This is a genomic window from Bacteroidota bacterium, from assembly GCA_034723125.1.
Taxonomy (GTDB): Bacteria; Bacteroidota; Bacteroidia; order CAILMK01; family JAAYUY01; genus JAYEOP01.
Map to the genome: position 1 here is coordinate 1 of JAYEOP010000208.1, position 3457 is coordinate 3457.

General features: G+C 32.5%; 2 protein-coding genes. Both read left to right on the forward strand.

Translation table 11 applies throughout. The annotated features are described in order from the left end of the window. Positions 1-181, forward strand: a 181-nt coding sequence (locus U9R42_05990; GenBank protein MEA3495570.1) for a T9SS type A sorting domain-containing protein, incomplete at its 5' end; no start/stop codon positions are given. Positions 182-196: 15 nt separating this feature from the next. Continuing rightward, a partial coding sequence (locus U9R42_05995) for a hypothetical protein (protein ID MEA3495571.1) occupies positions 197-3457 on the forward strand: 3261 nt, incomplete at its 3' end.

A 3457-nucleotide genomic window follows, 5' to 3' on the forward strand; every position in this document is an offset into this window, starting at 1 on the left:
TAAATCTGAAACAAAAATTCAATCTATTAATTTATATAATTCCTTAGGTAAATTAGTTTTAGAAATTCAGGATTTAAGTGCAAAAAATTATGAATTGAACAAGCAAGTAAAAGGAATTTACTTTTTGAGAATTGGACTAATTGATGGAAATAAAATTATAGAAAAAATTGTTTTCGAATAAAAAAAAATTATAATTATGAAAAAGCAAAATTTAATATTGATAGCATTGTTAATAAGTATGTTTTTTATAAGCAAGCCAGCAAAGTCAAATATAATGGGTTCAGACTTGACTTGGACATGCATAGGTCAGGACAGCTTCTTAGTAAAATTAACGCTTTACAGAGATTGCAATGGAAGTAGTTTTGGAAATGTTAATGTTTACATTAAATGCAATACTACAAATGCAATGATTGATACTTTAACATTGGTAACACCTACCGCAATAGACATAACTCCAACTTGTAATAATTCTTGTTCGAGATGTGATTCCTCATCCTGTACTTTTCCTTATGGCATTGAGAAATACGAATACGTTGGTTTGCTTGTATTTGATACATCCTTATCTTGTTGCAATATTAGGATGTATTTTCAGGGCTGTTGCAGAAATACAAACATAACAACAGGTGCTGCTGGAAAACCATTTTATACTTTTGCAGAATTTAACAGATGCTTGACAACCTGTGATAACTCACCTCAGTTTACAAACCCTCCAATTGCAATTATCTGTATTGGGCAAGATTTTGTGTTTAACCATGGGGTATTTGATACGGATAAAGATTCACTCGGAAGATTGTCAGACTCCTTAGTTTATTTATGGGGACATCCTTTAAGTGACTCAGGTAATAATATTGCCTACAAAGGTCCATACACCTTTAAAAAACCAATCTATTTTTGGAGCTTTCCTAATGCTAACTTACCATTCCCTCGTGGTTGTCACTTAGATTTACATACTGGGGGTATCTTTTTTAGATCTATGAAAATTGAACAAACCGTTATGGTTACCAAAGTTGAAGAATTTAGAAATGGTACTTTAATAGGAAGAGTTAGGCGAGATATTCAGGTAATTGTTATCAACTGTCCGAACAACCGTGCTCCATCATTAAGTGGACCATTTTATAAAGAAGTTTGTGCAGGTACCACGGTCAATTTTACAATAAATACAAACGATTACAACTCTAATGACACGCTTAGAATTAGCTGGAATAATACAATTCCAGGAGCTACATGGACTTCAAATAATGGCAATACAAAACATCCGTCAGCTAATTTATCTTGGACACCTTCAACTAATATGGTTAGTCCTATTCCTTATGTATTTACGGTAACGGTAAAAGATGATGCTTGTCCTGTAAACGGTAAAGCCACACGATCGTATCAATTACTTGTAAAACCGGTACCAAAAGCCAATATATCAGTAGTTGATTCAGGTTGTGGAAATTACGGATTATTTGCAACACCACTATTGGGTTCAAATCCTACGTATCATTGGATAGGGAATTTTATTAATGGATTCGCAAAAACAGGATATTATATGAATTTCAAATACAACGGGCCTGGTAGTTATCCGTACTCAATGACAATGACCGCTAAAAATTGCCAGAGAGTATATTTTGATACAATAGAAGTTGATACATTCCCACTTGCCATTTTACCAAATGATACAGCTATATGCTATGGTAGTAACCTGACAATTCCCGGAACGATATTATATGGACATCCGAATCTCGAATATTATTGGAGTACAGCTGATTCAAATGTTATGCAAACAACAACCGGACATTTGTATAATAATACAACGGTTTCATTTACAGTAAAAGACACAAATGGTTGCGAACATACTGATAAAATAAAAATTAAAGTGCATAAATTGCCAACAGTGAAAATAATTCAGGGTGATAGAATATGTACAAGTGATAGTGTTTTACTAAGCATGAATTATTTGCTTGATAAAACAAATTTATCAGTAATTAATTGGTGGAATATTGATGATTCGATTTTATTAGGTTCCGGTTTAACTAAAATGATATATGATTCGGGAGCTTTCAGTTGTCAGGTTATAGATGATTTGGGATGTATTGGTTATGACACAATAAATGTGGTGGTTTCAAAACTTCGATGTGCTATTGGTAATTATGTAGAAATATGTGAAGGCGATAGTGCTTTTATTAATTCGGTTGTTACAAATCCACAGGGATATGTGAGTTACAGATGGAGTAGCGGAGATACTGCAAGTCATATTGCAACCAAGCCAATTTATCAGGATGAAAAAATATATTTAACTGTAAATGATGATAATAATTGTGAATATACTGACAGCCTTATGATTGATGTTCATAATATAAGTCTTGATATTGGTAAAGATATGAATATATGTCATCCTGAATTAAAAACAATTGTTCCGCAATACCAGCTAAACCGTAATGAAGCTAATCCAATAATTCAATGGTTTAAAGAAAATGATACTGTATTTCATGAAATCAGTGATATATTATCTGTAGGTACAGAAGGTAAATATTATTGTAAACTTACCGATAGTATTGGTTGTTCATTGACTGACAGTCTGAATGTAATAGTTCATTATCTAACAGTTTATGCAGGAGAGGATGATACCTTATGTTCACATTTCGGACATATAAAATTAAATGGTATTCCTGCAGGTTATAGTGGCGTATGGTACGGTAAGGGACTGGTAAAATTAAATAATAACTGGTATTTTAACACAAAATATAAAAACATTTCGGATGGTGAAAATGTAGTATTAAGATATAAATTTACAGATTCAAATAATTGCAAAAACTCCGATACATTGATTTATACTGTGTTTTTAAGTGATAAAAAACCTGAAGCAGGAACTTATCCTCCAATATGTGAAAACAGTAATAAAATCATGCTAAATGGTCAACCATCCGGTGGATACTGGACAGGAAAAGGTATTGAATATCATACATTTTTTAATCCTTTAATAACAGGGGCTGGAAATCAAAAGGTGTTTTATACAACTGGTCATAAAAAGTGTTTTCAAATCGATTCGGCAATAATAGAAGTTTTGCCATTACCAATCATACAAATCAATCCATCAAATAATAAATTCAAAATGTGCAAAAAGGAAGGATTAGTTTTCATAAACCATTCTCCTGTCGGTGGCACTTATGGCGGTTACTGGTCAGGTAATGTTGGCTCAGGAGGATACTTCAATTCGAATAAAGCAGTTGGTGATTACCAAATCGCATGGCATTTTACCGACAACAACGGATGCTACAATGCTGACACAATAAATCTTTCGGTAGTTGAACCGATAATAACTATTGACAAATCAAAACCCTTGGTTTGCAAAAACAAATACTTTCAATTAAATGCACAATTCGAAAATGCACAAGGTTTGTTCTGGACAAAAGGAAATAAAAATGATGGATATTTTGTTGGCAGTCAGTATTTAAATTCTGTTGAATATAAACAT